This is a genomic window from Microbacterium sp. NPDC058389 (assembly GCF_042722305.1).
GTDB lineage: Bacteria > Actinomycetota > Actinomycetes > Actinomycetales > Microbacteriaceae > Microbacterium.
Map to the genome: position 1 here is coordinate 84,065 of NZ_JBHXJQ010000014.1, position 24,071 is coordinate 108,135.

Below are 24,071 nucleotides of genomic sequence, written 5' to 3' on the forward strand. Positions count from 1 at the left end.
CTCAGAACCGGGCGAACCCCGCGGTCGCGGCCTGATCGGGGCGACCGGGGAACACGTCGAGCGCGAAGCCCGCGGTGTCGACGGCAATCGTCAGGAGCGTGGCCCACTGGTCGAGGCGCGGCAGGGCAGGATCGGGGGTCATGCACACGGCGGCGTCGGCGCCGAGTCCGCCGCACACTGCGAGGGCCCGGGCCGCCGGATCGAGACCCGCGAGCGCGCCCCGCACGAGGTCGAGGTGCGCATAGCGCTCGGCGGTCGTGGAGTCCGCCGGCATGGTGTCACCCGCGAACAGGTCCGGATCGAGGAAGTGGTTGGTGTGGAACAGCCAGCCGTCGGGACCGGGCTCGACGACGCCCAGGCCTGCAGGGGAGAGCTCCAGTGACACGGCATGCGAGCCCGAGGCGTCGGACGTGAACACGGTCAGGACCGTCGACGCGCTCACCGCCGCGCTCGCGGCGACGCGCCGGGCGTCCTCTATCGAGCGGGCCTCGTCGAGGATCCGCCGGGCGATCGCGTGAACGGGCACGCCCCCAGCCGGGGAGTCCGACACATGCGACAGGATGTTGAAGTGCAGGCCGACTCCGGCGCTGTTGACGCCGATCTTCGCGGCCGTGCCGAACTCGGTGAACAGCTTGACGTCGAGGCCCGCGCTCGACGGGAACGCGAGGAGAAGTCCCTCGGGCACGAGGAAGTCGTGCCAGTCCCACGTCTGGATCGACTCGGCCGCGCGGCCGGCGCCGACGTGCACGGCGGTGGAGCATTCGCCCTCGCCGCGTGGCGGCGCTGCCGCGAGGATCTCCGTCCGCGCCCCGACGGCGGCCAGCCGCCACTTGTCGACGCCGGCCGCGTCGGCGATCGCGTCGGACTCGGCGGCCTGGCCCGAATCCCAGGCGATGAGCGCCTCGCGGCTGCCCTCGGCGATCGCCCGCACGACGGGTGACGGGATGCCGAGCTCGGCGAAGTGCTCCCGGTAGAGGTCGGCGGTGCGCCGGTACTGCGCGGCGAACGCCGTGCCCAGCTCGAGGCCGCGCGCCTCCGGGTCGACGTGCGTCGAGGTCGCGGTGCGGAGCTCCATCCGGTCAGTCCAGCTCGGGGGTGCGAGGGGGAGCGTTGCGCCGCGGCCGCAGGGCCTCGAACGCGGCGGCCCACGTGAGGAGCTCGGCGTCGCTGTAGGCGCGGCCGGCGATCGTGAGGCCCACCGGCATGCCGATGTCGGCCATCGCGCCCATCGGCACCGTGACCGTGGGGATGCCGAGGTGGCGGATCGCGAGGTTGCCGTTGGCGACCCACACGCCGTTGCGCCAGCCGAGATCGGCGGATGCCGCGTTCACGTCCATGTCGGCCGGCCCGACATCGGCCACCGCGGGGAAGAGCACGGCGTCGAGGCCGAGGCGCAGCATCCATTCCTCGAGGTCGACGCGCCGGGTCTCTTCGAGTCCGCGCACGCCCGCCTCGATCTCGGGGATGTCGGTGAACGAGGCGTACGGGTGCTCGCGCACGTGGGCGGGGTATTCGGCGATGTCGTCGTCGAAGCCGGTGTAGCGGTCGGGCAGCGCGCCGGCCGGGTGGGGGAAGATCGTGGCGCCGTCGACGTCTGCGAGCGAGTCCAGCGCCGGGTCGCCGTTGGCGGCGAGGAAGTCCTGCCAGGCCCACGCCGACAGGTCGACGATCTCGCGCTGCAGGAACGCCTCGGTGACCAGGCCCCGGCTCTTGATCGTGGGAGCGCCCGGCCGATCGCCCTCGTAATTCGATACCACCGGGAAATCGACCTCGACGACCTCGGCGCCCGCGGCCTCCAGGTCGCGGCGCGCCCGCTGCCACAGCTCGAGCACCGATGCGCGGGTCTCGATGCGCTGCCCGGTCGGACCGCCGATGCCGCCGTCCGGGTTGGTGCCGGCCTCCGCGTCGGCGCCGATGTACATGCGGGGCACGCCGAAGCGGCGGCCCGCGAGTGTCGCCCGGGCACCGTCGGTGCCGGTCGGTGCCAGAGCCGGGTAGGACGCGGGACGCGTGGCCGAGGCATCCGGGATCTCGATCCACGGCTGCGCGCGCCAGAAGTCGCCGCGGGACTCCGGGTCGTCGGCGACCATGACGTCGAGGATCTCGAGCAGGTCGGCCATCGTCCGGGTGTGCGGCACGACGACATCCATCGTCGGCACGAGCGGCCAGTTGCCGCGCACCGAGATGACACCTCGGCTCGGGGTGTAGGCGCAGAGGGCGTTGTTGGATGCCGGCGCCCGGCCGCTCGACCAGGTCTCTTCGCCGAGCCCGAAGGCCGCGAAGCTCGCGGCGGTGGCCGTGCCCGACCCGTTGGACGACCCGGAGCCGAACGCGCTCGTCAGCCAGTCCGCGTTGTACGGGCTCTCCGCGCGGCCGTAGACGCCGCGCTGCATGCCCCCGTTGGCCATCGGCGGCATGTTCGTGAGTCCGACGAGCACGGCGCCCGCGTCACGCAGACGCTCGATCGAGAACGCGTCACGCTGCGCCACCAGGTCGGCGAACGCCGGGGAGCCGGCGGCCACGGTGAGCCCGCGGGCCATGAACGAGTCCTTCGCGGTGTACGGGATGCCCTCCAGCGGCCCGCGGGCGCGGCCCTCGGCGCGGCGCCGATCGGATGCCTCGGCCTCGGCGCGCGCGTCGGGGTTGCGCACCACCACGGCGTTGAGCGCGGTCTCGGTGCCGGGGGCGTCGTAGGCGGCGATGCGCGCCTCGTACGTGTCGAGCAGCTCGACGCTCGTGATCTCGCCGGCCTCGAGGGCGGCCCGCAGCTGCGCGATCGTCTTCTCGACGACGGGATAGCGGCTCATCGGGTCACCGGTCCCTGCGCCTGCCGAAGGGCCGGCTGCTGCTGGGTGATGCAGTGGATGCCGCCGCCGCCCGCGAAGATCTGACGGGCGTCGACGGTGACCGCACGGCGCCCGGGGTAGGCGGCCTCGAGGATGTCGCGGGCCCGCGCATCGGCGCGCTCCTCGCCGAAGCCGCACGCGATGATGCCGCCGTTCACCACGAGGTGGTTGACGTAGCTGTAGTCGACGAAGCCCTCGTGGTCGCGGAGAGTGTCGGGCGCGGGCAGGTCGATGACCTCGAAGGTGCGGCCGGCGGCATCCGTCTGCTCCGCCAGGAACGCGCGCAGCGTGTGCGACACCTCGAAGTCGGGGTGCTCGGGGTTCTGCTGCGCGTGCAGCAGGACGCGGCCGGGCGTCGGGATGGTCGCGACGATGTCGACGTGGCCGTTCGTGCCGAACTCGTCGTAGTCGCGGGTGAGGCCGCGGGGGAGCCAGACGACCTTGGTCGCGCCGATCGTGCGCGCGAGCTCGGCCTCGACGCGCTCCTTGTCGGCGAACGGGTTGCGGCGCGGGTCGAGCTGCACCGTCTCGGTGACGAGCACGGTGCCCTCGCCGTCGACGTGGATGCCGCCGCCCTCGTTGACGAGCAGTGAGCTGACGACCTCGGCCCCGACGAGTCCCGCCGTGAATCGGGCGTGCGCGGCCGCCTTGGTCCAGGACGCCCACTCGGGGGCGCCCCAGCCGTTGAAGATCCAGTCGACCGCGCCGAGCACGCCCGGCCGCTCGTCGTCGACGACGAAGGTGGGGCCGTGGTCACGGAACCAGAACTCGTCGACGGGCGTCTCGACCAGTTCGATGCCGGCGCTGAGCGCCTGCCGCGCGCGGCCGGCCTTCGAGGGGTCGACGAGCATCGTCACGGGCTCGAACTCCGCGACGGCGTTCGCGACGGCGCTCCACGCCGCGTAGAAGCGCTCCTGCTCGGCGGGGTCTTCGCCGAGCGTCGGCCCTTCGTTCGGGAACGCCATCCAGGTGCGCTCGTGCGGGTCGCCCTCGTGCGGCATCCTCCAGGCCATCGTCAGCCCCTTCGCTTCGGCCGGCGGCTGGCGCCGGAAGTAATTGATCTAGCGATCAATAGAGACAGTATCTATGCTGGCGAGACCATGTCAAGCACAGTGCCCCGGCCCCGAACCCGCAAGGCCCCCGCCGAACGCGCCGCCGAGATCGTCGCCGCGGCCACCGCCGTCGCGAGAGAACAGGGGCTGAGCGCGTTGACGCTGCGCTCCGTCGCGGAGCGCGCGGAGATCACCTCGGGCCTCGTCGCGCACTACCAGCCGTCGATGGACGAACTCGTCGCCCGCGTCTACACCGACCTCGTGGAGGAGGAGGTGCGCGACGTCGAGCGGGTCGTCGCGCGCGCGGACGACCCGGCGGTGCGCCTGGGGATCCTCATCGACACGCTCATGGACGGCGCCCGCGAGGAGCTCACCGTCGTGTGGGTCGAGGGGTGGGCGATGGCACGTCGCAGCGATGCGCTCGCCGCCGCCGTGCAGGCCCAGATGCAGCGGTGGCAGGCGCTCGTCGAGGGCATCGTCACGGAGGGATGCCGCGCCGGAGCCTTCTCGACCGCCGAGCCGGACGAGGTCGCGTGGGAGCTCATCGGCATGATCGACGGCCTGAACGCGCAGTCCCTCGCCCGCGGCACCGACACCACGCGCTTCGCCCGCCGCACGGCGCGCGCAGCGGAGGCGCTCGTGGGCGCGCGGCCCGGATCGATCCCGGTGACCGCATGAGCCGCCTCGAATGGCACGAGCTCCCCGCCGCGGTGCGCGCCGAGATCGAGGGCGTCCTCGGCGGCCCGGTCGTCGAGGCGGTGTCGCAGCCCGGAGGGTATTCGCCGGGGTCGGCGGACCGCGTGGTGACGGCTGCGGGGCGCCGGGCGTTCGTCAAGGCCGCGTCCCCCGCGGTCAACGTCGACACCCCGAGCATCCACCGGCGCGAGGCCGCCATCACCGCCAAACTGCCCGCCGTCGTCCCCGCCCCGACACTGCTGGGCGCCGTCGACGACGGCGACTGGATCGCCCTCGTGCTCGAGGACGTCGAGGGGCGGCATCCCGCCACTCCCTGGCAGCCGCGCGAGCTCGACGCAGTGCTCGATGCGCTGCAGCAGGTCGCGCAGGTCGAGCTTCCCGCCGACGTCCCGGTGATCGACGTCAGCGAGGCGCTCGCCGGTGACGCCGACGCGTGGCGCAGCATCGACCTGGACGCCCTGCCGCCGATGCCGCGCGGCCTCGATGCGTGGGTGCGTGCGCAGTTCGACGGACTCGTGGATGCCGCCGCCCGCGGCGCCTCGGACGCTCGGGGCGACCGCCTCGTGCACTACGACACGCGGGCCGACAACCTGCTGATCCGCCCCGACGGGACGGTCGTGCTCGTCGACTGGCCGTGGGGCGCGCGCGGCGCCGGATGGTTCGACGCGCTCAGTCTGCTGATCAACGTCCGGTACTTCGACGCCGACGCCGACGTCGAGCGCATCGTCGCGGAGCACCCGGTGTACGACGGCATGCCCGCCGACGCGGCGAGCAACGTGCTGGCAGGGTTCGCCGGGATGTTCCTGTCGTCGTCGCTGCGACCGGCGCCACCGCGGATGCCGACGCTGCGCCCTTTCCAGCGCGACCAGGCGATCGTGACCCTCGACTGGCTGCGAGAGCGCTGGCAGGGTTGACCCATGGGCGAGCTCGACGATCCGGTGGTCGTCGAGTTCCCCCTGCGCGGCGACGGCTGGATGGCGGTCACGACCCCGGCCGCCCGCATCCCGAGCCACGGCGTCGACCTGCTGGGCCAGCGGTACGCGTACGACTTCGTCAAAGTCGACGACCGCGCCGGTGCGCCGGTGCACCCCGGTGCGCGCCTGCGCACGTCGACGATCGGCTGTCGCACCGACGGATGCTACGCATGGGGCGCCGAGGTCCACGCCCCGTTCGACGCGGTCGTGGTCGCAGCGAGCGACGGCATGCGCGAGCGGCGGTGGATCCACCCGGTGCGGGAGTTCGCGCGCATGACGTGGAATGCGCTGACGTTCCGTCCGGCCCGGATCCCGGAGATCCTCGGCAACCACGTCATCCTGCGGGCGGGCGACGTGTACGCGGGCTTCGCGCACCTGCGCCCGGGCACCGTGACGGTACGCGCCGGCGCCCCCGTGCGCGCGGGAGAGGTGATCGGCCGGGTCGGGCACACCGGCAACTCGACGTCGCCGCACCTGCATTTCCAGCTCATGGACTCCGCCGACCTGATGGCCGCCGGCGGAATCGCGTGCGCGTTCGCGGCCTACGACGTGCGTGGCGACGACGGTTCGTGGCGGCGCGTCGAGCGTGGCATCCCGGGCCCGCGCGAGCGCATCCGCGCGGTCGCGGCCGCCGAGGAGCCGTAGGGCTACCCGTTCCCGCGCGACGACGCAAGCCCCCTGTCAAGGGGACCGGCCGGATCCTACGTTCGGGGCGACAGGAGGAGCCATGATCCAGTTCCCGTACGACGGCCCGATGCGCGACCCGGACGACGAGGTGGTCGGCGACGACACCGACGAGACGCCCGGGCTCGACGACGACCGACCGCTCGACCCCGACCGCAACGACGACCAGCTGAACAGCGCCGCCGCCGACGAGCAGGCCGCGACCGAGGGCACGCTCGACGTCGAGGACCTGCCCTGACACCCGCGGAACGGGGCCAGGATGGAGGCATGAGCCCGATCCCCACCGTGACCCTCAACGACGGCGCCTGGTTCCCCGAACTGGGCCTCGGCACATACAACCTGCGCGGTGAGGAGGGCATCGCGGCCATCGTCTCCGCGATCGACGTCGGCTATCGCCTGCTCGACACCGCGGTCAACTACGAGAACGAGCGCGAGGTCGGTGAGGCGGTGCGCCGCAGCGGTGCCGACCGCGACGCGCTGCTGGTCACCTCGAAGATCCCCGGCCGTCACCACGGCCGCCAGGAGTCGATCGACAGCATCCGCGGATCCCTCGGGCTGCTCGGCCTCGACCGCATCGACCTGCAGCTGATCCACTGGCCGAACCCCAGCGTCGGCAAGTACGTCGACACGTGGCGGGGCATGATCGAGGCGCAGCAGGACGGGCTCGTGCGCTCCATCGGCGTGTCGAACTTCACCGAGCAGATGATCACCGAGCTCATCGAAGAGACCGGCGTCGCCCCGGCCGTCAACCAGGTCGAGCTGCACCCGTACTTCCCCCAGGCGGCGCTGCGTGCGTTCCACGTCGCGCACGGCATCCGCACCGAGAGCTGGAGCCCCCTCGCGCGCCGCACCGAGCTGCTGACCGAGCAGATCCTGCAGGAGCTCGCCGTCGTCCACGACGTCACGCCCACGCAGGTGGTGCTTCGGTGGCACACCCAGCTCGGCAGCACCCCCATCCCGAAGTCCGCCGACCCCGACCGTCAGCGCGAGAACGCCGACGTGTTCGGCTTCACGCTCACGGACGACCAGGTCGACGCCGTGAGCGCGCTCGAGCGCGGACGGCTGTGGGACGGCGACCCGCTGACGCACGAAGAGATGTGACGGGATGCCGCCACCCGGGCGCCCGACGGGCCCGGGGACGCTTCGACAGGCTCAGCGACCGCGGCCGCTGAGCCTGTCGAAGCGTGAGCCTGTCGAAGCGTGAGCCTGTCGAAGCGTCGCTCACGCGTCGGGCAGAGCGGCCAGCCACTCGGTGAACGTCTGCGTGCCGCGCAGCGCACCGGGGCCGGGAAGCAGCGCACCCGAGCGGAACGCGCGACCGAGCGTGCCCGGCATGTCGATCACCGGCAGCACGCCGTGGTGGCCGATGGCGTGCGCGTAACGGCGCACGAGATCGGCGAGGCTCTCTTCCTGCGGCCCGCCGAGGTCGGTCGCACGACCTGCTGGATCGCCCTCGGCGAGGTCGACGAGGCGCTCCGCGACCTCGCGCAGCGACACCGGCTGCACGCGCCCGGTCGGGGCGACATGGGCGCCGGCGTGCGTGCGGTGGTACATCATGCCCGCGTACTCGTGGAACTGCGTCGTCCGCTGGATCGTCCAGGGAACGTCGCCCTGCTCGACGAGGCGCTCCTGGGCGAGCTTGCCGGCGTAGTAACCGTCGGGGGCCGCTTCGGCGCCGACGATCGTCAGGGCGAGGTGGTGGGTCACTCCGGCCATGCGTTCTGCGGCCAGCAGGTTCGTGGTGGCGCCCGCGAAGAACGAGACCGACACTTCGGGTCTCGGCGTGGTGACGTTCGACACGTCGATGACGGTGTCGACGCCATCGAGGCGCCCGTGCAGACCCGCACCGCTGACCAGATCCACGCCGCTGCTCCGCGACAGCAGCACGACCTCATGACCGCGCTCGCGCACGACCGCTTCGACGTGCGTGCCCGTCATCCCGGTGCCGCCGGCGATCGCGAACCTCATGATGGCGCTCCTGTCGTGCTCGCATCGTGCGCTGTCGCCCCATCGTGGCGAACGGCGCGGGGCGTGTGCAAGCCGGGCGTGTCATGGAACGCTCCGGTCCCCTCGGGGGAGAGTGCGGGTCCGGACCGCGCGGTGCGCAGAGCGGGGCCGCCGCCGTCGGAGGCACCGGCCGCCGCACGCACGATCGCTCAGTGCCGATCGATGGTCGCGAGCCACTCCGCGAACGTCTGCACGCCCAGTGTCGCCCCGGCGCCGGGCAGGGCCCGGCCGTCGCGCATCGCCTTCAGCTGCGCGCCGGGGAGACTCACCGACGGGATCCACCCGCGGTGGCCGATGTGTGTCGCATACGCCTTGATCATGTCGTCGAGGCGCTCCTCGCGCGGCCCGGCGAGGTCCGCGGCCCGCCCCTGCGGCACCCCGCCCGCCAGGGTCGCGAGGTGCCGACCGACCTCCCGCGCCGCGACCGGCTGCACCCGCGCCCGCGGCGCGACGTGGAGCGGACCGACCTTGCCGCGCGCGAACATCTGCCCGGCGAACTCGTGGAACTGCGTCGCGCGCAGAATCGTCCAGGGGACGGGGGATGCCTCGGCCACACGCTCCTGCGCCACCTTGCCCGCGTAGTAGTCGTACGGCATCCGGTCGATCCCGACGATCGACAGCACCACGAGGTGACGCACGCCCGCACGGACCGCCCCGGCGACGAGGGTGCCCGTCGCCCTCTCGAAGAAGTCCGTCGCCTTCTTCGCCGACAGCGTCTCGACGTTCGCGGTGTCGACGACCGCCTCGACACCGTCCAGCGCCGCCTCGAGACCCGCGCCCGTGAGCAGGTCGATGCCGGCGGCGCGGCTCAGCACCACGATCTCGTGTCCGTCCGACCTCGCCGCGTCGACGACATGGCGTCCGACGACGCCGGTCCCTCCGGCCACCGCGATCTTCACATCGGCTCCTCTCGCCTCGGCTGTCTCTCATCCTGCTCCTCCTTCCGGTCCTGGGGGATAGCGTGGAAGCATGGCGACCCCCTCCACCCCGTTCGATTCGCTGACCGACTACATCGCGCTTCCCCGGGTGGAGGCGCTGGTCCTGTCACCCGACGGCACGACCGCCGTGCTGACGGTCGCGGTGCTCAAGAAGGACGCGACGGGGTACGACCGGGCGCTGTGGGCTGTGCCTGCCGACGGCAGCGGATCGCCGCGCCGGCTCACCCGCTCGGCCAAGGGCGAGGCCGGGGCGGCGTTCACGGCCGGCGGTGACATCCTCTTCGTCTCCGCGCGGCCCGACGCCGACGGCGAGGCCGACGACGAGTCCGGTCAGCTGTGGCTGCTCCCGGCCGGCGGCGGAGAGGCCCGCGCCGTCACGCGGCTCGCGGGTGGCGTCGACGGCATCGCGGCGACGGCGGCGGCCGCCGATCGTGTCGTGCTGGCGGCATCCCTCCTTCCCGCGGCGGACACGCTGGAAGCCGATGCCGCCCTGCGCGCGAAGCGCAAGGAGAAGAAGGTCTCGGCGATCCTCCATGACACGTACCCGGTGCGGTTCTGGGACCACGACCTCGGCCCCGGCCAGCCGCACCTGTTCGCCCTCGACATCGACGCGCTCGAAGACACCGTCGCCGCCGCGATCGCCGAGGAGGCGGCCGAGGACGACGGAGGCGAGGCCCAGAAGCCTGACGCCAAGCCCTACCCGGCGTCGCTGCCGCGGCCGCGCGACCTGACGCCCGCTCCCGGACGCGCGTTCGACCACGCGGAGGCGGCGCTGACTCCCGACGCGTCGGTGCTCATCGTGTCGGCGGAGCAGCGTGAGCAGCGCGGCGGCCGTCGCGCGATCGTCTCGATCGACACCGCGACGGGCGCCCGCACGCCGCTGTTCGACGAGGTCGACGTCGACTTCGAGATGCCGGCGGTGAGTCACGACGGCACCCGGATCGCCTACCTGCGCACGGTCAAGAGCACGCCCGCCGGGCCCACCGACTACGAAGTGTGGGTCGCCGGGATCGACGGCTCGCACCCGCGCCGGATCGCCGCCGAGTGGGACCGCTGGGCGTCGTCGCTGGCGTTCGACGCCGACGACCAGGCGCTCATCGCGACGGCCGACGACAACGGCCGCGGGCCGGTGTTCCGCCTGCCGCTCGACGGCCGTGCGCCGGAGCGGCTCACCGACGACGACTTCACGTACACGCACGTCGCGGTGGACCGCACGAGTGGGGAACTCGTCGCGCTGCGGTCGTCGTGGGTCGTCCCGTCGCATCCGGTGCGCATCGCGCGGGACGGCACCGTGACGCCGCTCGTCACACCGGCGGCGGCGCCGGCCGCTCCCGGCACGATCACGGAGGTCGAGACGACCGCCGAGGACGGCGCGCGCGTGCGCGGCTGGCTGCTGCTGCCCGAGGGGGCGTCGGCGCAGACTCCCGCCCCGCTGCTGCTGTGGATCCACGGCGGCCCGCTCAACAGCTGGAACGCGTGGAGCTGGCGCTGGGCGCCGCTGCTCGCCGTCGCGCGCGGCTATGCGGTGCTGCTGCCCGACCCGGCCCTGTCGACCGGCTACGGCCTGGACTTCATCGCGCGCGGCTGGAACAGCTGGGGCGCGAAGCCCTACACCGATCTGCTGGCGATCACCGACGCGGCCGAGGCCCGCGACGACGTCGACGCCACGCGCACGGCCGCCATGGGCGGGTCGTTCGGCGGATACATGGCCAACTGGGTCGCCGGGCACACCGACCGCTTCCGGGCGATCGTCACCCACGCGAGCCTGTGGGCGCTCGACCAGTTCGCCGGCACGACGGACAGCTCGGAGTACTGGCAGCGCATCTTCACCCGCGACGCCATGGTCGAGCACTCGCCGCACCGCTTCGTGGGCGACATCCGCACGCCGCTGCTCGTCATCCACGGCGACAAGGACTACCGCGTACCGGTCGGGGAGGGGCTCCGGCTCTGGTCGGAACTCGCCGAGCACCACGCCGACGCCGACGGACGGATGCCGCACCGGTTCCTGTACTTCCCGGACGAGAACCACTGGGTGCTCAAACCGCAGCACGCCGTCATCTGGTACGAGACCGTGTTCGCGTTCCTCGCGGAGCACGTGCTCGGTCAGGAGCCGGTGCGCCCCGAGCTGCTCGGCTGACGCCGGGTGCCGCGCCGGGTGCCGATGTGCCCGGGTGTGCCCGGGCCTGACTCAGGGCGCGTGCCGGACTTCGCAGTCGCTCCCGGGCGACAGGATCGCCTCGTGGCCGTCGTCGTAGCGCACGACGAGCAGCGGATTGTCTCCGTCGCCGCGCACCTCGACGACCACACCGGCGCGCTCCGTCGCTCCGACGACACGGCCGTGGATGATCACGCGGTCGCCGACGTTCGCATGCATGCGGATCACCTCCTGGCGCTCACGATACGTCGCGGCGCGCGGCAGGGGTAGACCCGTGGATGCCGCCTACAGCTGCGCGCCGTCGTCGTCGCGGTTCTCGAGCCCGACGTTGCGGCCGCGCCACGACTCGTACGCCATGAGCCAGCCGATCGACACGGCGCCCGCGAGGACGACCCCGAGCAGCACGTTGCCCCAGATCAGCCCGAACACGATCCCCAGCGTGAACATGAGTGCCGTGCCGAGCGCCCAGCCGGAGTCCCCGCGGGTCCAGCCCTTGCGCGTCGTCGCCATGCCCACAGCCTAGAGCCGTCGCGGCCGGATCAGCGCCGGTCGGTAGGTTGGAGTGCAGACCCCCCACGGATCGGACGCCATGACCCTCAACGTCAGCCCGCTCACCCTCGGCACGTCGGGACTCGGCCGTGACACCGAGCCGGGATCCATCGACGAAGCAGCGGCGGTGGAGTTCGCCGAGCGCCTGTTCGCGAGCACCCACGCCTTCGTCGACACCTCCAATAACTATGCCGGCGGCCGGTCCGAGTCGGTCCTGGGGCTCGCGATCTCGCGCGTCGGTGCAGATGCCGCGACACGCGTGATCTCGAAGGTCGACTGCGAGCCCGACACCGGCGTGTTCGACCGGGATCGCGTGCTGCGGTCGTTCGACGAGACGACCGCGCGCCTAGGCGTCGACCGGCTGCCGCTCCTGCACCTGCACGATCCGTACTCCGTGACCTTCGACGAGGCGATGGGGCGTGGCGGCGCCGTCGAGGGGCTCATCGAACTCCGCGAGTCCGGCCGCGTGGACGCGATCGGCGTGGCGGCCGGGCCGGTACCGCTCATGGCCCGCTACGTCGAGACCGGCGTCTTCGATGCCGTGCTCATCCACAATCGCTTCACGGTCGTCGACCGCTCCGCCGAGCCGGTGTTCGCCGATGCACGTGGGCGTGGCATGACGGTGTTCAACGCCGCGCCGTTCGGTGCCGGCATCCTGGCCACCGGCCCCCGCGAAGGCGCGATGTACGCCTATCGCCCCGCGTCGCCGGAACTGCAGGAGTGGGTGTCGCGGCTGCAGCGGGTGTGCGCGTCGTACGGCGTCACGCTGCCCGGTGTCGCCCTGCACTTCTCGCTGCGCTCACTGCTCGTCGACACGACCGTGGTCGGGGTGTCGTCGGCCGCACGCCTGGCTCAGCTCGACGCGCTCGAGGCGGCGCCGATCCCCGACGAGGTGTGGAGCGAGCTGGACGAGCTCGGCCCGGCCCCGTCGGCGATCGACGACAGCGACTACCTCTGACGCAGCCGGGCTGCTCAGCCCTGCTGCGCGTTGAGGGCGACCATCCAGTCGATGCCGAAGCGATCGCGCAGCATGCCGAACTTGCCGCCCCACGGCGGGGTGTCGTACGGCATCGTCACGGTGCCGCCGTCGGCGAGCTTGTCCCAGAACCCCTGCAGCGAGGCCTCGTCATCGCCGCTGACCGACACCGAGATGCCTGCGGGCTTCTCGTAGTTCATCCCCGTGGGCGTGTCCGACCCCATCAGCACGAAGCCGTCGGGGCTGGTCAGCTGGGCGTGCATGACCAGGTCGTTCTCGGCCGGGTCCTGCACCATGCCGTCGAACTCGCCGAACGTCGAGATGTCGAGCTCGCCGCCGAACACGCTCTGGTAGAAGGTCATCGCGTCACGCGCCTGGTCGCGGAACGAGAGATAGGGGTTGAGGCTGGGCATGTCGAACTCCTGGGAGAGGGATCAATGGATGCCGCGACCGGCCGCGTGGCGCGTCCCAGTGTGCTCGCCCCCTCCGACATCGACAAGGGGGCTGCGAGGAGGACCTGCGAATTGCTCTTGACGTGCCCACGGTGCTTCCCATACGGTCGACAAGCTGTGCCGCCGGCGCAGCAGCACGAACGAGCCGAGAGGGCGACGGATGAACGCGCAGCGTCGACTCCGTGACGACGCGGTCCTGGGGCAGAAGCCCAGCGACCGCTTCGAGTCGTCCCCTCCGGCGCCGGCCGTGTAGCAGCATCCGCTCTTCACGCCCCGCACCGAACTGGTCCGGGGCGTCCTCCTTTCGGGGGAGCCGCGGGCCCATGTCCCGTCGTGCTCACCGCAGGTCCGGCATCCGCCGGCCCGCGACGAAGGAAAGGAATCATGGAGAGGCTCTCCGACCGGCTGCTCTCATGGGCGAGCCTGATCGACGAGAAGACCGTCGAGCAGGCACGCACCTCGGCCCGCATGCCGTTCATCCATCCGCATCTGGCGCTCATGCCCGATGCGCATCTGGGCAAGGGCGCCACCGTGGGATCGGTCATCCCCACCCTCGGCGCCATCATGCCCGCCGCCGTCGGCGTCGACATCGGATGCGGCATGATCGCCGTGCGCACCCAGTTCACGAAGGCGCAGCTCGTCTCGCGCGACCTCACGCAGCTGCGCGAGCAGATCGAGCGTGCGATCCCGCTGTCGGCCGGTCGCGACAACCGCAAGGTCGTCGCCACCGCCGAGCCGCGTGTCGCAGAGCTCGAGGACCTCGCCGCGAAGGCGGACTTCGACCCGTCGCGGTATGCGGGGCACTGGCGGCTGCAGCTCGGCTCGCTCGGCTCGGGCAACCACTTCATCGAGGTGTCCGTCGACGAGCACGACCGCGTGTGGATGTTCCTCCACTCGGGGTCGCGGGGTGTCGGCAACAAGATCGCCACGCACCACATCGCGGTGGCGCAGCGGCTCGCGAAGCAGTGGTGGATCGACCTTCCCGACCCCGACCTGGCGTACCTCGTCGAGGGGACGGAGGAGTTCCGCCGGTACATCCGGGAGCTGCGGTGGGCCCAGCACTTCGCGCTGCTCAATCGCGAGGAGATGATGGATCGCGTCGCCCGGCAGCTCTCGGAGACGATGGATGAACCGGTCGTCGAGCACGAGCGGATCAACTGCCACCACAACTTCACCGAGTCCGAGAAGCACTTCGGCAAGCAGGTGTGGGTGTCGCGCAAGGGTGCGATCCAGGCTGATCTCGGACGGCCCGGTCTCATCCCCGGTTCGATGGGCACGGCGTCGTACGTGGTGGAGGGCCTCGGCAACCCGGTGTCGCTGAACTCGTCGCCGCATGGCGCAGGGCGTGAGTTCTCACGCTCGGCGGCTCGGCGCACCTTCTCGCACGAGCAGCTGCGCGAGGCGATGACGGGCATCGAGTTCCGCGACACCGACGCGTTCATCGACGAGATCCCGCAGGCCTACAAGCCGATCGACCGGGTCATGGCCGACGCCGCTGACCTCGTCCGGGTTCGGCACACGCTGAACCAGCTCGTGAACGTCAAGGGCGACTGACCTCAGGCGGGCTCGGGGATCGATGGACTCGATCTTCGGGCCCGCCGGGGCCGGATGCCTCAGCGGCCGCGATGGTCCTCCGGGTGCAGCCGCGGAGCCCGACGCGGCTCGACGACGCCACTCGCCCCGATCAGCCGGATGACGCGCTGCCGGTGGCCCGGCCATGCGGCCAGGAGCCGCAGCATCCCGTCGTCGTCGGTGCGCTCGCCGGCCAGGGCGTAGCCGACATGGTGGGCGAGGTGGAAGTCGCCGACGCTCACGGCGTCGGCGTCGCCGAGGGCGCGGATGCGGGTCTCGGCAGAGGTCCACGGGCCGACACCCGGCTGACTGACGAGCACGCGGTCGACCGCTTCGCCGTCCTCGGCGGCCAGCACAGCGCGCACGATCGCGTCGCCGCGGCGGGCGGCGCGCACGACGGTCTTCGACTGCGGCGGCTCGAGCCCCGCGCGATGCCACACCCACGAGGGCACGTGCTGCCATCCGTCGATCGTGGGCGGCGCGAACATCGGCTGGGGCGTCGGGCCGGGTGCGCGCTCTCCGCACCACGTGACGACGCGGCGCCACGCGCCGAAGGCCTGCATGCCCGTGACCTTCTGCTCGAAGATCGCGCTCGCGAGCGCATCGAACACGAGGTCGGTGCGCGAGAGCCGGAGTCCGGGGTTGCGGCGGTGGGCGTCGGCGATGAGGGGATGCCGCGACGCGTCGAATCCCGTCGGGTCGTCGTCGGCGCCGCACAGCGCCGGCAGCTGCGCCAGCGCCCACTCTCTGCCAGGGCCCCACGCCGCGCCGCGCACGACGCCGGGGTGGGTCTCGCGGATCGCGAGGGTCGCGACGCCGGACGGTGTGCGGCTCGCACGCCAGATCACCGTTCCCGACACCGTCATGGTCGGGTCGCCGGCGCCGTGACGCTGGGCGAGGACGGTGCGTCGCAGATCAAGAGGATGCCGCGGCCGGTACTCCGTCTCGAGCGGGCGCTCGGGCGTGGGACGCGGGTCGCGCAAGTCGGTGCGCGCCTGGAATCGCCCCGCATCCCTCGTGCGAGGGATGCGCGAGAGCGACGTGGTCATGCCGCCCACCCTACGCCGGGACCTCCGACATCGGGCTTCGTCAAAGCACGGGGGACGGCATCCACCCGCCCTCGACGAACGTCGGCGGAGGTGTCAGAAGCGGTCGGGCGACGGCGTGCCGTGGCCGTAGCGGATCACGACGTCGGCGTGGCGGTCGAAGCGGTAGCCGACACCGCGGACGGTGCGGACGATGTCCTCGTAGCGGCCGAGCTTCGCACGCAGACGGCGGACGTGCACGTCGATCGTGCGCTCGCCCGGAGCGTCGTCGTCGGTCGCACCCTGCCACAGCGAGGTCACGAGCTCGGTGCGCTCGATCGTGCGGCCCTCGCGCAGCACGAGGTACTGCAGCAGCTCGAACTCCTTGAACGTGAACGCGGCCGACTCGCCGTCGATGAGCACGCGCTTGCGCGAGATGTCGACGACGACGCCGCCGGCGGCGTGCTCCTCGTCCTCGGGCTCCTCCTGCTTGGTGCGCGCGATGGCCGAGGGCTCGTGCAGGGCCAGACGCACGACATCCACGTCGCGTCCGCCGGAGCCGACCGGCGCCAGCGCGACCGTGGCGTAGGTCTCGGCGGTGGGGGCGAGCTCGGCGAGGGTGCGGCGCAGTGCGTCGACGAGGACGCCGAGGCTCACGCCGTTCGCGGCCGCCTTCGCCTCGTCGATGCCGACGTACAGGGCGAAGCCGCGCGGCGCCGTTCCCGCGGGAAGGGCGCGGGAGGCGGGCTGGACCGGCTCGGGGGCGGAGGGCGTCTCGACGCGGGCGGGGTGGTTCACGGCGCGGAGGTGGCGGACGGGGGTGGTGGCGGGACGGTCGAGGAGTGCGGTGGTCGACATGATGATGGTCCTTGCGGAAGGAACCCGTATGACGGTGCCGGGTTCGGATGTGCTGCGGCCCTGTTCGGCCGGGAGCCCAGAGAGGGCGGGTGCCCGACGTTGGGCGGTGTGCGAAGCGGATCCGGGTGCGCGTGATCGACGCACAAGACCGGTGCTTCGGGGGATTCCATGCGATCCGTGTTCAGAAGCGGAGAAGGAATCCGGCGGGGGTCACCGTGCTAGTGGCACATTCGACAACACATGACAGCGCGGCCGGCCATCATCATGCCGGCAGTCCTGTTCGCCTCCCAGGCGGACAGAGAAAGCGCGTTGTCAGTCATGAGGCCGATTATGACGGACTTTGTCGGAATACGTCAAATCGCTCGGATGCCGCGGTCCGAACGTGTCGGAATGTGACAGATTGCTCAGTCCGGCGCTCAAGAGCTCGGAGGAGCGGCCTCAGCGGAGTTTACTGGCATCCGTGGCAACGCAGACCGGCCCGCTGAAACGATGGTGGCTCGACCTCATCCAGCGTCGGCTCAACCCCTGGACGCTCGATCTCGCGCGGGCCGGGCGCGGGCCGTTCTCGATCGTGCGGCACGTCGGCCGCAAGAGCGGGAGGGCCTTCGAGACGCCCGTGATCCTGGGCGAGGCCGACGGCGGCCTCGTCGCCGAGCTCACCTACGGACCCGCCGTCAACTGGTATCGCAACATCGTGGCGGGAGGGGGAGCGGTGCTCCACCGGCGCCGGTGGTACCGCATCGTCGCCGTCGAGCCGTACTCCGCTGACGCCGGCCGGCGGGCGTTCGGCCGTGCGCCGCGCGTCGTGCTCACGATCCTGCGGCGGCACGAGTTCCGCCTGCTCGAGGTGGAACCGCTCGACGGGCCTCCGGCCTGACGAACGGCCCAGCTGGGGGATCGCCGCGACATCCCGTCCGCTGCGTCCCGTCGTCCCCGGCCGGGCGTAGCCTGTGCGGGTGAGCGAGCTGCGTTTCTCGAACGAGCCGGATGCCTCGCGGTACACCTTGCACCGCGGCGACGACCTCGTGAGCGTCCTGGACTACCGCGACGACGGCCGGACCGTCGCCATGACCCGGGCGTACACGATCCCCACGTTCCGGGGGCACGGCTACGCCGGTGAGCTGGTCGGCCGCGCCGTCGCCGAGCTGGAGAGCACCGGCGACCGCAAGATCATCCCGGTGTGCTGGTACGTCGCGGACTGGTTCGACGAGAACCCCGCGCACCGCGGCATCCTCAACCCGCGCTCCTGACGGGTGCCGCGCGGCGGGCGTCAGGTGGTGGCGGGTCAGGCTGCTGCGCAGGCCGTCGCGGAATCCTCGTGGACGTGGAGCCCGATCGGGCGCGGCCAGGCGGCGCGAGCGGTCCGCACCGTGGCATCGGTCGTGCGAGGCGCAGACACGGCGTCCAGACGCAGCGGGGCGACCGCGGAGCGCTCGCGGATCGAGGCGAGGATGCGACGCTCGTTCTCTCTCGTGCGGGTGTCGTGGTGGTACTGCTGTTCGGCGGCGAATACAGCGAACATGGTTTCCTCCGTTGGTTCGACATGAGGAAACCTACGCGGGGGTTCCGACATTGCCGGGTGGCGGCGGGATGGCAGGAATCCGCCGCCAGGAGGCAGTCGGGGCGATGCTCAGCCGACGTCGGCGGCGAACGCCCTGATCAGGCGCGCGGCGGGTGCGGCATCCCGGATCATCGTCTCGTGACCGTGTCCCGCGATCTCGGCGAGGCGGCCGTCGGGCAGTTCCTCCGCCACGCGCCGGCACCACGCGCGCGGGGCGACGAGGTCGTCCTCGCCGCGGATCACGAGCGCAGGAGCATGCGCCCGTGCGAGCACCTCCTCGGGGCGATGCGCGAGCATCGCGCGGAACTTGGTGCGCAGCCGCGGCCCCGCTCGCACGTACTCGCGCGCGCCGCGGCCGATCACGCGCGGGCTCTCGACGGCGATGTCGCGCAGCAGCCGCCCCAGCTGGCGCGGTGCCGTGCGCGCCGACGGGTCGACCGTCGGACCCACCATCACGAACCGCTCCACCAGGGCGGGGTGCCGTACGGCGACCTCGAGCACCACCTGCGACCCCATCGAATGCCCGACGAGCACCGCGGGGCGGCCGACGTGCTCGCGCAGATAGGCGGCCACGAGGTCGGCCGTGCGCTCCATCGTCAGCACGCGCGCGGGCTCCGGCGCCTCGCCGTACCCGGGCAGGTCCACCGCGACCACCTCTCCGTCGTGCAGGTGCCGGACCAGATCCGCGAAGACGCTGCGGCCCATGCCGATCCCGTGCACCAGGACGTAGACCGGGCGTCCATGCCCCTCGCGCTCGACGACCAGCGTCGCGCCGGCGTGCGCGAACCGCTCCACCGCCGGCATGCTCAGGCGGCGCCCGGCTGATCGCGAAGACCGACGCGATCGGGGATGTCGAACTGCACGCGAGGCAGCCACGCCGACGGCTCCGGCCACGGACGTGACGTGGGGAGCGCCCGCAGCCGTGCCCGCACGGCGGATCCGGACGCCTCGACCGGCAGCACGCGCGACGGGGCGTGGTGCGCCAGCGCGCCCAGCCACCAGTGCCGCCACGTCCCCTCGATCGCCTCGGGGCCGGCGACGAGGTAGTAGTCGGGCATCACCGCCTCGCCGGACGCGAACAGCGACAGCAGCGCGTCGATCTCGACCTCCAGCGACCCGAGCGTCGCGCGCTCCTCGTACAGCTCCACCCAGGCCGACGCCACGTGCACGAGCGGATCCGCGTCGTGCACGACATACGGGAGCGAGACCGAGGCCACCAGATGCGCCGCAGCGGCCGGATCGGCGTCGCGCAGCGACAGGGCGACGAGCGCCGGAAGATCCGCGAGGCCGGTCAGCAGCTCATCGCTGTCGGCGCCGACGAGCGCGACGACGGTCGACAGCGGGGCGGGATCCGGGATGAGCGCCATGTTCCACGATACGTCCGGCGGCCTCGTGCGCGGCGGCGCATCGCCGTGCCGGATCAGACCGGGCCCGGCCACGGCGAGGGGTTCGGGTTGAGCCCGGCGTTCCTCGGCGGGGATGTCCGAGCCCGAACGTACGGTGGCTGCATGCGGATCCTGCACACCTCGGACTGGCACATCGGGCGGTCGTTCCACGGCCACGCCACGCTCGATGCGCTGCGCGGTGTGCTCGACGCGCTCGTCGGACAGGTGCGCGAGCATGCCGTCGACGTCGTCATCGTCGCCGGCGACGTGTTCGACTCCGCGACGCCCGCCGCCGGCGCCTACACGCTGCTCACCGACACCCTGCGCGGCATCGCCGACACCGGCGCGACCGTCGTCGTCACGAGCGGCAACCACGACTCGGCCGCGCGCCTGGGCTTCCAGTCCGGCCTGTTGCGCGACGGCGTGCACGTCCTCACCGACCCCGCCGCGATCGGCACGCCGGTGACGGTGCACGATGAGCACGGGCCCGTGCACGTGTACGGGATCCCCTTCCTGGAGCCCGTGCTGATGCGCGCCGACTGGCCCGGCGTCCGCTCGCAGGCCGACGTGCTCGCGCGTGCGATGGACATCGTGCGGGCGGATGCCGCCGACCGCGGTGGCCGGACGGTCGCGGTCGCGCACTGCTTCGCCGCGGGGGTCGAGCCCACGCCGCACCTCGAGCGCGACATCCAGCAGGGCGGACTCGACATCGTGCCGCTGTCGGCGTTCGACGGCGTGGACTACATGGCACTCGGCCACATCCACGGGCGCCAGCAGCTCGCCCCGAACGTGCGCTACGCGGGTGCACCGCTGCACTACAGCTTCGACGAGGGTCACAAGCCGCGCGGCTCGTGGCTCGTGGACCTCGACGCCGACGGGCTCGGCGACGTCGAGTGGATGCCCCTCCCCGTGCCGCGCGCGCTGACGACGCTCACCGCGCCCCTCGACGAACTGCTGACGGGCGAGCGCTTCGCCGCCCACACCGGCGACTGGGTGCGAGCGGTGTACACGGATGAGCTGCCGCAGCGCGACCCGATGCGCCGGCTGCTCGCCCGCTTCCCGTTCTGCGCCGAGGTGCGGCACACGCCTCCCGCCGGACGAGCCGATGAGGTGCGCACGTACGCCGAGCGGGTGCGCAGCGCCCGCAACGACGCCGAGCTCGTCGATGCCTTCCTCGCGCATGTCCGCGACGGCGAGGGCGCGTCGGGCCGGGAGGCCGTGCTGGTGCGCGACCTGCTCGACCAGCGCGTCCGGGCGGAGGCCACGGCGTGAGGCTGCACCGGCTGGAGCTCACCGGGTTCGGACCCTTCCGCGAGACGCAGACCGTCGACTTCGAGGCCTTCGAGCGCGACGGCATCTTCCTCATCACCGGGCGCACGGGCGCCGGCAAGTCGAGCATCCTCGACGGCGTCTGCTTCGCCCTGTACGGCAGCGTCCCCCGCTACGACTCGGGCGACAAGCGGCTGCGCAGCGACCACTGCGAGCCCGAGGACCCGACCGAGGTGCGATTGGAGTTCACGGTCGGCGACCGCCGCTGGCGCGTCACCCGGGCTCCCGACTACCAGCGGCCCGCCCGGCGCGGGGGCGGACTGACGACCGAGCCGACGCGCGCCGAGCTCGAGGAGCTCGTCGGAGGGCAATGGGTCGGCCGCGCCGCCAGGCCGCGCGACGTCGGCCTCCTGCTCGACGAGGTGCTCGGGCTCAACGCACAGCAGTTCCAGCAGGTGATCCTGCTCGCGCAGAACCGGTTCTCGCGCTTCCTGCTCGCCTCGGGCGGTGAGCGGCAGTCGCTGCTGCGGGCGCTGTTCGGCACGCGCCGCTACGAGGAGTACACCCGCGAACTGGGCGAGCGCAGCAAGCAGGCCCAGCACGAGGTCGAGGCCCTCGGCGAGCGGGCGCGCACGCTCCTCGACCAGGCGGAGCGGCTCGTCTCGACGAGCGACCTCGGGGCGGCAGGAGAGGCCGCCGGGACGGACGACGACACGACGGCCGCCGGTGCGGAGGTGCCGCGCGACCTCGCCGGCCGCCGCGAGGCCGTCGAGCGGGCGGTCCAGCGGGCCGAGTATCGTCTCGACACCGCCACGCACCAGCGGGCCGACGCGGAGACCGCGCGGGCCGCCGCCGAGACCGCGCATGCGGCGCTGGTCGCCCTCGCGAAGTCCCAGGGCGAGCTGATCCGCGCGCGCGAGCGGCTGGCAGCTCTCGAAGCCGCCGCCGACCGCATCGCCGCAGACCGGGCGTCCCTCGACGATGCGCGCGCCGCGGAGGCGCTGCGTGCACCGCTCGACGCCGCGCGCCGTGCGGCCGCCGCCGCGGCGGCGACGGCACAGGCCGCGACGATCGCCGACGCGGCATGGCACAGCGCGGCGGACGACGCCGGGCTCGACCCGGCTGCCGAGCTCCCTGCGCTGGTCGAGCAGCTGACGGGCGACCTCGCCGTATGGACGGCGGCGCTGGCACAGGAGGCCGCGCTCGCCGGTCAAGAGGCCGAGCGGGAGCGCGCGGCCGCCGAGGTCGTGCGCCTCGAGGCCGACGTCCTCGCGCTGGACGCGCAGCGCGCCGCAGTTCCCGCCGAGCTCGCCCGCCTCGACACCGAGCTCGCAGAGACGCGGGAGCATGCTGCGCTGCTCGAGCCCGCCAGGGCGCGCCGCGCCGAGCTCACCGACCGGCTCGCCGCGGCCGACGAGGCCGCTGGTCTCGTCGCGACCCGCCAGGCGGCCGAGCTCGGGCATCGCGACGCCGTGGCCGCCGCCGCCGACAGGGCCGCGCACGTCGCCGCCCTCCTGCAGCGCCGGCTCGACGGGTACGCGGGCGAGCTCGCAACCCACCTCGTCGACGGCGCGGCCTGCGCCGTGTGCGGTGCCACCGAGCATCCGCGTCCTGCCGTACCCGCCGACGAGCCCGTCACCGACGAGCTGCTGGCAGTCGCCGAGGCCTCGCGCGACGCCGCGGCCACCGCCGAGCGCGCCGCCTCCGACGCGGCCCGCGCCGCACGCGACAGGCATGCCGACGCGACTGCGCGGGCCGGGGGCGAGACGGTGGCGACGCTGCAGAACCGGCTTGCCGCGACGGCGGCCGAGGTCGCCGCCGCGGAGCAGGCCGCCGTGCGGCGCGACACGGTGGCCTCGCAGCGTGCGCAGCTCGCCGCTCTGGACGCCGAAGCCGAGGCATCGCGCACGGGGCTCCTCGAAGCGCTGGGCGCCGCACGCACGCGGGTCGCCGCGCTCACCGCCACGATCGAGGCGGCGGGTGCCGTGCTCGCCGAGGCGCGCGGCACGCACGACACCGTCGCCGCCCGCGTCGCGCACGCCACCGCCGTCCGGGATGCGGCGCGTGCGGCCGTCCGCGCGCGCGAAGACGACGCGCGCGCGATGGTCGCACGCGACGCTGCGCAGGCCGACGTCGACGTGCGCGTCACCGCGTCACCGTTCGCCGATGCGGACGCCGCGTCGGCCGCGCTGCGCGACGCCGCCGTCGTCAGCGGTCTGGCGGCGCGCGTCGCGGAGCACGACGCGCAGCTGACCGCGACTCGCGCGCGCATGCTGGAGCTGGAGCTGGAGCTCGCCGGGGCGCCGGAGCAGCTCGTCGACACTGCGACGTCTCAGGCCGCGCTCTCCACCGCCGACCAGGTCCGCACGGCGGCGCTCGAATCCGAGCACGTCGCTCGTTCGCTGGTCGGCGCCCTGCGCGACCTGGGTCTGCAGATCGATGACGCCTACGCCGGCATCGGCGTGCGTGCCGATGAAGCCGCCGCGATCACCCGGCTGGCCGACACGCTCGCCGGCCGCGCACCCAACACGATGAAGATGGACCTCGAGACGTTCGTGCTGGCCGCCGAACTCGAAGAGATCGTCGCCGCCGCCAACATGCGCCTGGCCGACATGTCTTCCGGCCGCTACCGGCTGCAGCACACCGACGCCCGTGCGGCGCGGGGTGCGGCATCCGGTCTCGGACTCGAGGTCCTCGACGGGTTCACCGGCCAGGCTCGGCCTGCGCAATCGCTGTCGGGCGGTGAGACATTCCTGGCATCGCTGTCGCTCGCGCTGGGGCTCGCCGAGGTCGTGACAGCCCGCGCCGGCGGAGTCCGCCTGGACACCCTCTTCGTCGACGAGGGCTTCGGCTCACTCGACGACGACACGCTCGATCTCGCCATGCGCACCCTCGACGAGCTGCGGCAGGGAGGACGCACCGTCGGCGTCATCAGCCACGTCGCCGCGATGAAGGAGCAGCTGCCCGCGCAACTCGCGGTCGAGGCGACGCCGCAGGGCCCCAGCGTCATCAGCCAGGCGGCGGTCGCCGCCCTCTGACGCCGTACTGCTGACACCGTCGGGGGCCCTCGTC

At 72.8% G+C, this 24,071-nt stretch carries 25 protein-coding genes; 12 read left to right on the forward strand and 13 right to left on the reverse strand.

The features are described 5' to 3' along the window. Window position 1: 1 nt before the first annotated feature. Genes ACFWJ8_RS16640 through ACFWJ8_RS16650 form a run of 3 tightly spaced genes read right to left on the reverse strand, consistent with a single transcriptional unit; the run spans window position 2 to window position 3,859 of the window. Window positions 2–1,075 carry a C45 family autoproteolytic acyltransferase/hydolase gene (locus ACFWJ8_RS16640; RefSeq protein ID WP_378813611.1) on the reverse strand — a complete coding sequence of 358 codons (1,074 nt, stop codon included), beginning with the start codon at window positions 1,073–1,075 and terminating at the stop codon, window positions 2–4. Window positions 1,076–1,079: 4 nt separating this feature from the next. Continuing rightward, window positions 1,080–2,807 (reverse strand): amidase, encoded by a 1,728-nt coding sequence (locus ACFWJ8_RS16645; protein ID WP_378813613.1) that lies wholly within the window; start codon window positions 2,805–2,807, stop codon window positions 1,080–1,082. Beyond that, complete coding sequence (locus tag ACFWJ8_RS16650; RefSeq protein WP_378813615.1) at window positions 2,804–3,859, reverse strand: agmatine/peptidylarginine deiminase; 1,056 nt, start codon at window positions 3,857–3,859, stop codon at window positions 2,804–2,806. The genes ACFWJ8_RS16645 and ACFWJ8_RS16650 overlap by 4 nt, the downstream gene beginning before the upstream one ends. 87 nt (window positions 3,860–3,946) lie before the next feature. Between ACFWJ8_RS16650 and ACFWJ8_RS16655 the strand changes: the two genes are divergently transcribed. The 5 genes from ACFWJ8_RS16655 to ACFWJ8_RS16675 all read left to right on the forward strand — a co-directional run bounded on the left by ACFWJ8_RS16655 (window position 3,947) and on the right by ACFWJ8_RS16675 (window position 7,353). Next, entirely contained in the window at window positions 3,947–4,576 is a 630-nt protein-coding gene (locus tag ACFWJ8_RS16655; protein ID WP_378813617.1) for a TetR/AcrR family transcriptional regulator, read from the forward strand. After that, on the forward strand, window positions 4,573–5,508 hold the full coding sequence (locus ACFWJ8_RS16660) for a phosphotransferase family protein (RefSeq protein ID WP_378813619.1): 936 nt from the start codon (window positions 4,573–4,575) through the stop codon (window positions 5,506–5,508). Before ACFWJ8_RS16655 ends, ACFWJ8_RS16660 begins: the two co-directional genes overlap by 4 nt. Before the next feature lie 3 nt (window positions 5,509–5,511). Continuing rightward, on the forward strand, window positions 5,512–6,213 hold the full coding sequence (locus ACFWJ8_RS16665) for a M23 family metallopeptidase (protein ID WP_378813621.1): 702 nt from the start codon (window positions 5,512–5,514) through the stop codon (window positions 6,211–6,213). Window positions 6,214–6,295: 82 nt separating this feature from the next. After that, complete coding sequence (locus ACFWJ8_RS16670; RefSeq protein WP_378813623.1) at window positions 6,296–6,490, forward strand: hypothetical protein; 195 nt, start codon at window positions 6,296–6,298, stop codon at window positions 6,488–6,490. Window positions 6,491–6,519: 29 nt separating this feature from the next. Then, window positions 6,520–7,353 carry an aldo/keto reductase gene (locus tag ACFWJ8_RS16675; RefSeq protein ID WP_378813624.1) on the forward strand — a complete coding sequence of 278 codons (834 nt, stop codon included), beginning with the start codon at window positions 6,520–6,522 and terminating at the stop codon, window positions 7,351–7,353. Between the two features lie 120 nt (window positions 7,354–7,473). Here ACFWJ8_RS16675 and ACFWJ8_RS16680 read toward each other — a convergent pair whose 3' ends face one another. Both ACFWJ8_RS16680 and ACFWJ8_RS16685 read right to left on the reverse strand, forming a co-directional pair. Then, window positions 7,474–8,220, reverse strand: a complete 747-nt coding sequence (locus ACFWJ8_RS16680; RefSeq protein ID WP_378813626.1) for an SDR family oxidoreductase — start codon at window positions 8,218–8,220, stop codon at window positions 7,474–7,476. 188 nt (window positions 8,221–8,408) lie between these two features. Then, a complete protein-coding gene (locus ACFWJ8_RS16685) occupies window positions 8,409–9,158 on the reverse strand; it encodes an SDR family oxidoreductase (RefSeq protein WP_378813628.1) in 750 nt (249 codons plus the stop codon). A gap of 70 nt (window positions 9,159–9,228) precedes the next feature. On the opposite strand from ACFWJ8_RS16685, the gene ACFWJ8_RS16690 reads away from it, so the two are divergent. Continuing rightward, window positions 9,229–11,334 carry an alpha/beta fold hydrolase gene (locus ACFWJ8_RS16690; protein ID WP_378813630.1) on the forward strand — a complete coding sequence of 702 codons (2,106 nt, stop codon included), beginning with the start codon at window positions 9,229–9,231 and terminating at the stop codon, window positions 11,332–11,334. A gap of 51 nt (window positions 11,335–11,385) precedes the next feature. Here ACFWJ8_RS16690 and ACFWJ8_RS16695 read toward each other — a convergent pair whose 3' ends face one another. Then, window positions 11,386–11,571, reverse strand: a complete 186-nt coding sequence (locus ACFWJ8_RS16695; protein ID WP_378813632.1) for a DUF1918 domain-containing protein — start codon at window positions 11,569–11,571, stop codon at window positions 11,386–11,388. A gap of 66 nt (window positions 11,572–11,637) precedes the next feature. Continuing rightward, on the reverse strand, window positions 11,638–11,862 hold the full coding sequence (locus tag ACFWJ8_RS16700) for a hypothetical protein (RefSeq protein WP_378813633.1): 225 nt from the start codon (window positions 11,860–11,862) through the stop codon (window positions 11,638–11,640). 79 nt (window positions 11,863–11,941) lie between these two features. On the opposite strand from ACFWJ8_RS16700, the gene ACFWJ8_RS16705 reads away from it, so the two are divergent. Further along, on the forward strand, window positions 11,942–12,859 hold the full coding sequence (locus tag ACFWJ8_RS16705; RefSeq protein WP_378813635.1) for an aldo/keto reductase: 918 nt from the start codon (window positions 11,942–11,944) through the stop codon (window positions 12,857–12,859). Window positions 12,860–12,873: 14 nt separating this feature from the next. Here the strand turns inward: ACFWJ8_RS16705 and ACFWJ8_RS16710 are convergent, their stop codons facing one another. Beyond that, window positions 12,874–13,290 (reverse strand): VOC family protein, encoded by a 417-nt coding sequence (locus ACFWJ8_RS16710; RefSeq protein WP_378813637.1) that lies wholly within the window; start codon window positions 13,288–13,290, stop codon window positions 12,874–12,876. Window positions 13,291–13,713: 423 nt separating this feature from the next. On the opposite strand from ACFWJ8_RS16710, the gene ACFWJ8_RS16715 reads away from it, so the two are divergent. Further along, window positions 13,714–14,883, forward strand: coding sequence for an RtcB family protein (locus tag ACFWJ8_RS16715; protein WP_378813639.1), 1,170 nt, complete (start codon window positions 13,714–13,716; stop codon window positions 14,881–14,883). A 59-nt stretch (window positions 14,884–14,942) separates the two neighbouring features. Here the strand turns inward: ACFWJ8_RS16715 and ACFWJ8_RS16720 are convergent, their stop codons facing one another. Both ACFWJ8_RS16720 and ACFWJ8_RS16725 read right to left on the reverse strand, forming a co-directional pair. Beyond that, window positions 14,943–15,950 carry a DNA-3-methyladenine glycosylase family protein gene (locus ACFWJ8_RS16720; RefSeq protein ID WP_378813641.1) on the reverse strand — a complete coding sequence of 336 codons (1,008 nt, stop codon included), beginning with the start codon at window positions 15,948–15,950 and terminating at the stop codon, window positions 14,943–14,945. A 93-nt stretch (window positions 15,951–16,043) separates the two neighbouring features. Continuing rightward, window positions 16,044–16,784 (reverse strand): winged helix-turn-helix domain-containing protein, encoded by a 741-nt coding sequence (locus tag ACFWJ8_RS16725; protein ID WP_378813642.1) that lies wholly within the window; start codon window positions 16,782–16,784, stop codon window positions 16,044–16,046. Between the two features lie 460 nt (window positions 16,785–17,244). Here ACFWJ8_RS16725 and ACFWJ8_RS16730 point away from each other — a divergent pair, with 460 nt between their 5' ends. Next, window positions 17,245–17,661 (forward strand): nitroreductase family deazaflavin-dependent oxidoreductase, encoded by a 417-nt coding sequence (locus ACFWJ8_RS16730; RefSeq protein ID WP_378813644.1) that lies wholly within the window; start codon window positions 17,245–17,247, stop codon window positions 17,659–17,661. Between the two features lie 79 nt (window positions 17,662–17,740). Then, the gene (locus tag ACFWJ8_RS16735) at window positions 17,741–18,034 is read left to right on the forward strand and encodes a GNAT family N-acetyltransferase (protein WP_378813646.1); all 294 of its coding nucleotides are present in this window, start codon (window positions 17,741–17,743) and stop codon (window positions 18,032–18,034) included. Window positions 18,035–18,069: 35 nt separating this feature from the next. Here the strand turns inward: ACFWJ8_RS16735 and ACFWJ8_RS16740 are convergent, their stop codons facing one another. From ACFWJ8_RS16740 to ACFWJ8_RS16750, 3 genes are all read right to left on the reverse strand, one after another. Further along, window positions 18,070–18,306 (reverse strand): hypothetical protein, encoded by a 237-nt coding sequence (locus ACFWJ8_RS16740; protein WP_378813648.1) that lies wholly within the window; start codon window positions 18,304–18,306, stop codon window positions 18,070–18,072. Between the two features lie 108 nt (window positions 18,307–18,414). Next, window positions 18,415–19,149, reverse strand: a complete 735-nt coding sequence (locus ACFWJ8_RS16745; protein ID WP_378813650.1) for an alpha/beta fold hydrolase — start codon at window positions 19,147–19,149, stop codon at window positions 18,415–18,417. Window positions 19,150–19,151: 2 nt separating this feature from the next. Beyond that, complete coding sequence (locus ACFWJ8_RS16750; RefSeq protein ID WP_378813652.1) at window positions 19,152–19,712, reverse strand: hypothetical protein; 561 nt, start codon at window positions 19,710–19,712, stop codon at window positions 19,152–19,154. Between the two features lie 141 nt (window positions 19,713–19,853). Between ACFWJ8_RS16750 and ACFWJ8_RS16755 the strand changes: the two genes are divergently transcribed. Both ACFWJ8_RS16755 and ACFWJ8_RS16760 read left to right on the forward strand, forming a co-directional pair. After that, window positions 19,854–21,002, forward strand: a complete 1,149-nt coding sequence (locus ACFWJ8_RS16755) for an exonuclease SbcCD subunit D (protein ID WP_378813654.1) — start codon at window positions 19,854–19,856, stop codon at window positions 21,000–21,002. Then, window positions 20,999–24,037, forward strand: coding sequence for an AAA family ATPase (locus ACFWJ8_RS16760; protein ID WP_378813656.1), 3,039 nt, complete (start codon window positions 20,999–21,001; stop codon window positions 24,035–24,037). The genes ACFWJ8_RS16755 and ACFWJ8_RS16760 overlap by 4 nt, the downstream gene beginning before the upstream one ends. Window positions 24,038–24,071 lie beyond the last annotated feature (34 nt).